Annotated in this window: 6 protein-coding genes and 2 pseudogenes; 5 read left to right on the top strand and 3 right to left on the bottom strand. The window is 67.2% G+C overall.

All coding sequences use genetic code 11. The features are described from left to right. Positions 1-67 (top strand): annotated as a pseudogene (locus AC07CM_RS50215) (transglycosylase SLT domain-containing protein); the annotation flags it as partial. Between the two features lie 210 nt (positions 68-277). On the opposite strand, the pseudogene AC07CM_RS50210 reads toward AC07CM_RS50215, so the two are convergent. Continuing rightward, positions 278-463, bottom strand: a pseudogene (locus AC07CM_RS50210) (transposase); the annotation flags it as partial. Between the two features lie 283 nt (positions 464-746). Between AC07CM_RS50210 and AC07CM_RS50205 the strand changes: the two are divergent. Then, the gene (locus AC07CM_RS50205; protein WP_478883255.1) at positions 747-1,193 is read left to right on the top strand and encodes a hypothetical protein; all 447 of its coding nucleotides are present in this window, start codon (positions 747-749) and stop codon (positions 1,191-1,193) included. A gap of 172 nt (positions 1,194-1,365) precedes the next feature. On the opposite strand, the gene AC07CM_RS50200 is transcribed toward AC07CM_RS50205, so the two are convergent. Further along, on the bottom strand, positions 1,366-1,551 hold the full coding sequence (locus tag AC07CM_RS50200) for a 2Fe-2S iron-sulfur cluster-binding protein (RefSeq protein WP_478883254.1): 186 nt from the start codon (positions 1,549-1,551) through the stop codon (positions 1,366-1,368). Between AC07CM_RS50200 and AC07CM_RS50195 the strand changes: the two genes are divergently transcribed. Together AC07CM_RS50195 and AC07CM_RS50190 are read left to right on the top strand one after the other, a co-directional pair. After that, the gene (locus AC07CM_RS50195) at positions 1,473-4,247 is read left to right on the top strand and encodes a lectin (RefSeq protein ID WP_478883253.1); all 2,775 of its coding nucleotides are present in this window, start codon (positions 1,473-1,475) and stop codon (positions 4,245-4,247) included. The genes AC07CM_RS50200 and AC07CM_RS50195 overlap by 79 nt on opposite strands. A 194-nt stretch (positions 4,248-4,441) precedes the next feature. Continuing rightward, entirely contained in the window at positions 4,442-4,609 is a 168-nt protein-coding gene (locus tag AC07CM_RS50190; protein WP_478883252.1) for a hypothetical protein, read from the top strand. A 316-nt stretch (positions 4,610-4,925) separates the two neighbouring features. Here AC07CM_RS50190 and AC07CM_RS50185 read toward each other — a convergent pair whose 3' ends face one another. Then, positions 4,926-5,645: a YoaK family protein gene (locus AC07CM_RS50185; protein WP_478883251.1), complete on the bottom strand. Its 720-nt coding sequence runs from the start codon at positions 5,643-5,645 to the stop codon at positions 4,926-4,928. A 479-nt stretch (positions 5,646-6,124) separates the two neighbouring features. Between AC07CM_RS50185 and AC07CM_RS50180 the strand changes: the two genes are divergently transcribed. Then, positions 6,125-6,349: hypothetical protein (locus tag AC07CM_RS50180; RefSeq protein ID WP_478883250.1), on the top strand; the 225-nt coding region annotated here is incomplete at its 3' end.

Below are 6,349 nucleotides of genomic sequence, written 5' to 3'. Positions count from 1 at the left end.
CACCGCGGCCGCCAACTACGCCGCCCACCGCTACGGTTCCATCGACAACGTCAACTCCGCCTACTGAGCCACAACATCGACGATCCGGTGTTCCGGGCGCTGCGGTGTGACGATGCGCGCCTGGTGACCGAGATGGGCCTGGCCGACCGCGCTCGTGATCGGGTGGCATGTCGCTGCGGGCACCAGCCGCGTGCCAGTGGGCGCGCACGGTCGTGGAGTCCGCCGCGAGGTCCCAGGCCGAATCTCACCGACGGCGACGGCCGAGGGCCCGCACCTGTCACAGAAGACACTCCCGCAGGTGCCGTCGGGACCACGGTCGGTGGCGTTCGTGCACGGTCTTACCCGGCCCGAATCGCTCCGGCGGATCCCGCCATCGCACCCCGGTCCGTATCCGGCGCAGCATCCCGTCGATCACCTGCCGGTGATCGCGCCACCCCCCACAACGGCCATTGCTGACCGGAAGAAACGGCTGTAGCCCCTCCGTGCGAGTCCGCTCAACCTTCCCGTGGCCCGCCTTTCATGGACGCCTCCGGCGCCAAGTGCGTTCACGGCGAGAGGGAGCCGCGCAGAGAGTTGGCCGCGCCCACCCTGGCCCACGCGCCGCACGTGTACCACGGTCTGGTGTGGCTCTCACTGGCCGTTCCAAAATGACCTGCAGGCGCGGTCGAGGAAGATCATGCCGTGAGAGCACCGCTGATCCTCGCACGTGAACGGGGTCCGCACCGACGGCAACGACCCCGGGCGTGATGCAGTCGGTCACGTTCGCGGCCTGGCGTGACTGTCCTCCTGGGCAAGACCGCGCCACCAATCGGTACTACGTCTCCCTGGCGGAACTCCTAGTGCGTCTTGGCAGCTTTGGGCTCGGGCTCACCTGGAAGGTGCGGACTTACGACGCTCAACTCGCCACCACGTTCGCCGAGATCGAGAAGGCTACCTCCGGCTCCGGGATCGGCGCCCTGGAGCTGCTGGCCCTGGTCGCACCCGACCTGCAGTTCATTGACGGGGACTTCGCGGGGTACGCAGGCGACGAGCTGAGGGTGGTGCTGAGGAAGTTCGACAGCACGAGTTGGGACCTCTGCACCGCAGACGCCTCGGTGATCCGGGAGATCTGCCGGCACTACCCGGACGCAGCGCCGACTCCTGAGGACGTTCTTCAGGAGTTCCCCTGGCGAACCGACCACCGGGAGATGTGATCCATCGCCTCGGTGCGAGGAGAGCGTGTCGTGGCTCGTCATACGCCGAACCCGGCAAGCAATTTCCTCGTTATTGACGTGAGCATGCTCAGTAGCTACGTTGCGGAAGTACTCCAAGCCGGTGCGGCCCCCCAACACCCCCCTGGACAACGTAGGTCCTCAGACAACGTTGTCAACCCCCTGACCGGACATCAGGAGGCAGTTGCGATGTTCTCGACTCCGGCCGGCGAGCGCCGGCTTGGCACACGCAGACGCACGTCCCGCAGGCACCGTGTGCGCATGGCCTTGGGTGGCGCCGTCGGCGCCGTCCTGCTCGGCGCGTACGCCTTACCAGCGCCCGCCGCCTGGGCAGCAGCACCGGCGAGGTCGACGAAACTCGTGTCGTCACCGGCGGACTTGGTGAATCCCTTCATCGGTACGTCCAACGAGGCCAACGACTTCCCAGGCGCGGACGTGCCCTTCGGCATGGTGCAGTGGAGCCCGGACACCTCGTCGCGGCCACCTGGTGGTGGATACGAGTACAAGGACTCCTCGATCACGGGATTCAGCCTCACGCACCTCGCCGGGCCCGGCTGCGGAGCCGCCGGCGACATACCCGTGCTGCCCACCGTGGGCGCCGTCAACAACACAGCGACGGTCTCCTTCTCGCACGCCAACGAATCAGCGTCGGCCGGTTCCTACAAAGTCGCCCTCGACAACAAGGTGACCACGGAACTCGCCACGACCACTCGCAGCGGTATGGCACGTTTCGCCTTCCCGTCGACTTCTCAGGCGAACCTGCTCTTCAAGCTGACAGGCAGCCAGAACGGCGGCTCGGCCACGCAGTTCAACGTCATCTCCGACACCGAGGTCAGCGGCCAGGTCACCAGCGGGCGATTCTGCGGGGCGGGGAACACCTACACCCTCTATTTCGACATGGTCTTCGACCGTCCTTTCGCGTCCAGCGGCAGCACCCTCGCGGACGCGACGCATCTTCTCCCGCCGTCTGCCCACCGGGCCGGCAAGAACGACCCCGACAGGCCCAACAAACCCCGTCTGCACGGCGCGATGCCGAAATCCTCCAGGCATGTGGCGACGGGGGCGGCGCACGCCTCGGACACGGCAGCGCAGACCTCCGCGTCGAACGCGCACGTCACCTTCGACACACGCACCAACCCGGTCGTGCAGGCCAAGGTCGGCCTCTCCTACGTCTCCGTGGCGAACGCGGTGGCCAACCGTACTGCCGAGAATCCCGGATGGAACTTCGACGACGTCCGCACCGCGGCCCACTCGGCCTGGGACACCACGCTCGGCAAGGTGCGGATCGCCGGCGGCACGACAGACCAGCAGACGATCTTCTACACGGCGCTCTACCACTCGCTGCTGCATCCGAACGTCATCAGCGACACCAACGGTCAGTACTACGGCTTCGACGGAAAGACACACACGGTCGACGCCGGACACAGCGCGGCCTACGCGAACTACTCCGGCTGGGACGTCTACCGTTCCCAGGCCCAGCTCGAAGCGCTGGTGAGCCCCCAGGTCGCCTCCGACACCGCCCAGTCGATGACCGACGACTACGCCCAGACCGGGATCTTCCCCAAGTGGTCGGAGTACAACGGCGAGTCCTACGTCATGGTCGGCGACCCGGCGGCGGCGATCATCGCCGACTACTACGCCTTCGGCGCACGGAACTTCGACACCTCCAAGGCGCTGGCCGGACTGCTGAAACAGGCGAGCACCGCCAACAACGACCGGCCGGGGTTGAACTATCTGAACGACCCGGGCTACGAGCCGCACGACGGGACGTACGGTTGCTGCAACTTCTACGGCCCCGTCGCCACGACACTCGAATACGACACGGCGGACTTCGCCCTCTCCGCCTTCGCCGGGGCTCTCGGCGACACGCAAAGCCGCCAGACGTACGCTCATCGCGCCCAGGACTGGCGCAACGTTCTCAACCCGGCCTCCGGCTTCGTTCAGCCGCGCAACGCCGATGGCGGCTGGGCGGGCGGATTCGACCCCACCGGGGGCACGGACATGGTGGAGGGGGACTCCTGGATCTACACGGGCATGGTGCCGTTCAACGTTGCCGGGCTCGCCACCGCCAAGGGCGGCAACAAGGTGATGAGCGACTACCTCGACACCGTGCTGCGCAGCTACACCGGAGCCAACGGCTACGCATGGGTCGGCAACGAGCCGAGCATCGAACTGCCCTGGGAGTACGACTACATCGGCCGGCCCTACAAGACCCAGGCGGCGGTGCGCTCGATCCAGGACCAGATCTGGTCGAACACCCCCGCAGGCCTCGCCGACGGCAATGACGACCTGGGCGAGATGAGCGCCTGGTACGTCTGGTCTGCACTGGGCATGTATCCCATGACGCCCGGCACCTCGGACCTCGCCCTCGGCTCGCCGTTGTTCTCCCAGGCCGTGATCACTCTGCCGTCCGGCAAGACGCTGACGATCAACGGCGACGGAGCCGCGGACAACGCGCCCTATGTCCAGTCCGCGACGTTCAACGGGTCCGCATGGAACAACGCCTACGCGCCCACGACCGCGATCACCTCTGGTGGGACGCTGAGTTACACGCTCGGCACCAGCCCCAACACCGGCTGGGCCACGACCGCTTCGGCCGCCCCGCCCTCCTACCCCGGTGACACGTCCGCTCCGACGAAGCCCAGGGTGGGACCCGTCACGGCGGGCGTGAACTCCGCGCTGTGCGTCGATGACGCCAACTCCGGCACCGCCGATCACACCGCGATCCGTCTGTGGACCTGCAATGGCACCTACGCCCAGGACTGGACGGTCGCGAGCGACGGCACCCTGCGCACCCTCGGCAAGTGCCTCGACGTGTCGAACAGCGGGACGACCAACGGAACCCTCGTCCAGCTGTACACCTGCAACGGCACCGGCGCCCAGAAATGGACGATCGGTGCCGGCGGCTCCTTGACGAACCCCAACTCCGGTCTGTGCCTGGACGACCCTCAGTCGTCCACGACGGAAGGCACACAACTCCAGATCTACACATGCAACGGGACGGCAGCGCAGAAGTGGACGCTGCCACCGTCCTGACGTTCTGCCCCCCACGCCCAGTCGCGTCCGAGCTCGTGGTCCCGCTCACCTGCGGGACCACGAGCCGGTCCTGTCAGCAGCGGGGCGTGACGGCTTTGTCCGGGTGGCTCAACCGCCAGGAGGTCCCTGGGTAGCCGGTACCGCTGGAGCACGCGGAATCCGCACGGCCGACGCATCTCGGGCTGGGAAGGACGATGCTGCTGCACCGGATGCATCTGGCGCGGGCGGCCGCAGCCACTCATCTGACGGTCGCCTGCCTGGGTGCGCCGGGGCATCCCCAGGCGCGAGGACTGTACTACGGCGTCGGGTTCCAGGAGTTCACGCGGGACGCGCCGCTCATCAAGACCAGGACCGCGAGCTGAGACGTGGCCGATCGGGTGATCGCTCGTCGGGCCGCCGTGGCCAAGCCCCGGTCCGTGCTGGTTCGGTCACTCGGCGACCTTCTCCCGGACATGACCTGCGCGGACAGCAGCACCATCCAGGCCCGCCGACACATTGGTGATCCGCTGGCGCAGGTGGGGTGCGATGCGGAGCCCGTGCGGCGGCGCAGACCAGGGGGCGGGCGGGTTGTCCAGCCCGGCCACTGCGCCGGTGGGGATCAGTGCCGACGGCAATGGGCATGACCTGGGGCGCCCATTTGCCGCCCGGGAGTGAAGACGGGGCCGTGGCCGGTGGAGATCAGTGGGTGGACGGGGGAGCGGGTGCGGGCGGCTCCGTGTCCGTCCCGCGGCGCTGCAACTGCCGTGTCTCTCGGATCAGCATCGCGAGAACGACGGCCAGCAGGCCGGCGGCCACGCCGACCGCTGGAGCGCCCACCAGGCGGGTGATGATCGCGCCGGTGACCGCACCGACCGCGAACGCCGCGATGATCATCGTGTACTGTCTGGCCCGCCGCTTGGCCGCTGGTTCTTTGGCAGCCATCCACCTGTGCGCGGCGACGATGCCTTTTTGCAGGTTCCCGCTTTCCGCCAGAGTGGTGTAGGGAGCATCGCGCAGGGTGGTGAACGTCGAGAACTGCAGCGCGGCCACGAATGCCACCGTCACCGTCGTCACCTGTTCCGGTGCGTCACCGGGCAGTGCGGCGATCGCCGCCAGCAGGGCGATTTGAATCGTCAGTACGAGCCGCAGCGGGCGGCGCACGCGCCGTTCCACGCGGGGAAGGCCGAGGAGTTCCACCAGGAGTACGCCGACGCTGAAGGCCACGATAGGGATCAGCAGCAGGATTGCTCGGTGCCAGTGCCGGGCGGTGGCCTCCACGCAGAACAGCAGCACGTTGCCCGACTGCAGGTTGGCGAAGACGTTGTGCCGGACGAACGTGTACGCGTCCAGAAACCCACCGACTACTGCCAGCAACACCCCGACGGTCAGCGTATCGGGGCGGCGATGGATCGTGGCCATGCTCCACAGCATGCACGACCAGCCCCGTTCCCGAGCGGCAGACACCTGCGCGCCTGGCGGAGAGCCAGGTCCGAGGAAAAGATCCAGGGGACGCGGAGGAATCAGCGGACTTTTCCCTCCTCCCTCGGGTGCCCCCCGCCCCTGTGCCTGGGGTGACCGGTTCATCAACCGGCTCAGGTGAGGCGCGCCAGGGGACTGACCTTGGTAAATCCGCTGCTCAAGCCCCTATCAGCGGTCTGGGTGACGAAGTCGCCGACGAAAGCTGGGGAGACGGCAACAGGGCTCCTCGAGTCCCGGCCGCCTGCCATCGGTCAATCAGCCTTCCCCCTCAGTGGACGACTGTGTCAGCCGCTTGGTCCGCTGATCGGGGGACGTACAGCGGGAGCCTGGCGGGCTGAAATGGATTTACCGAAAGGGAATCCCCCCTCCAAGAACTACCTAGAACTACGAGGTTTCTCATGATCAACGCTCGACGTCACATGGCCCGCATCGCAGGCATCTCCTGCATCGCCGCTCTCGCCGCAGGAACCATCGGTGTGGCCAGCGCCGAGGCTGCACCCATGATGCACCACCCGGCCGCGCACTCCAGCGCGCACCACCAGCAGCACAACAGCAACAACAGCAACAGCAAGAACAGCAGCAAGAGCAACTCGTCGAAGAACACCGCCATGCCCAAGGGCGGCAACACCCAGGGCGGCACGCAG

Source organism: Streptomyces sp. NPDC044061 (assembly GCF_056434305.1).
This window is presented reverse-complemented; position numbering and strand designations above follow the sequence as displayed.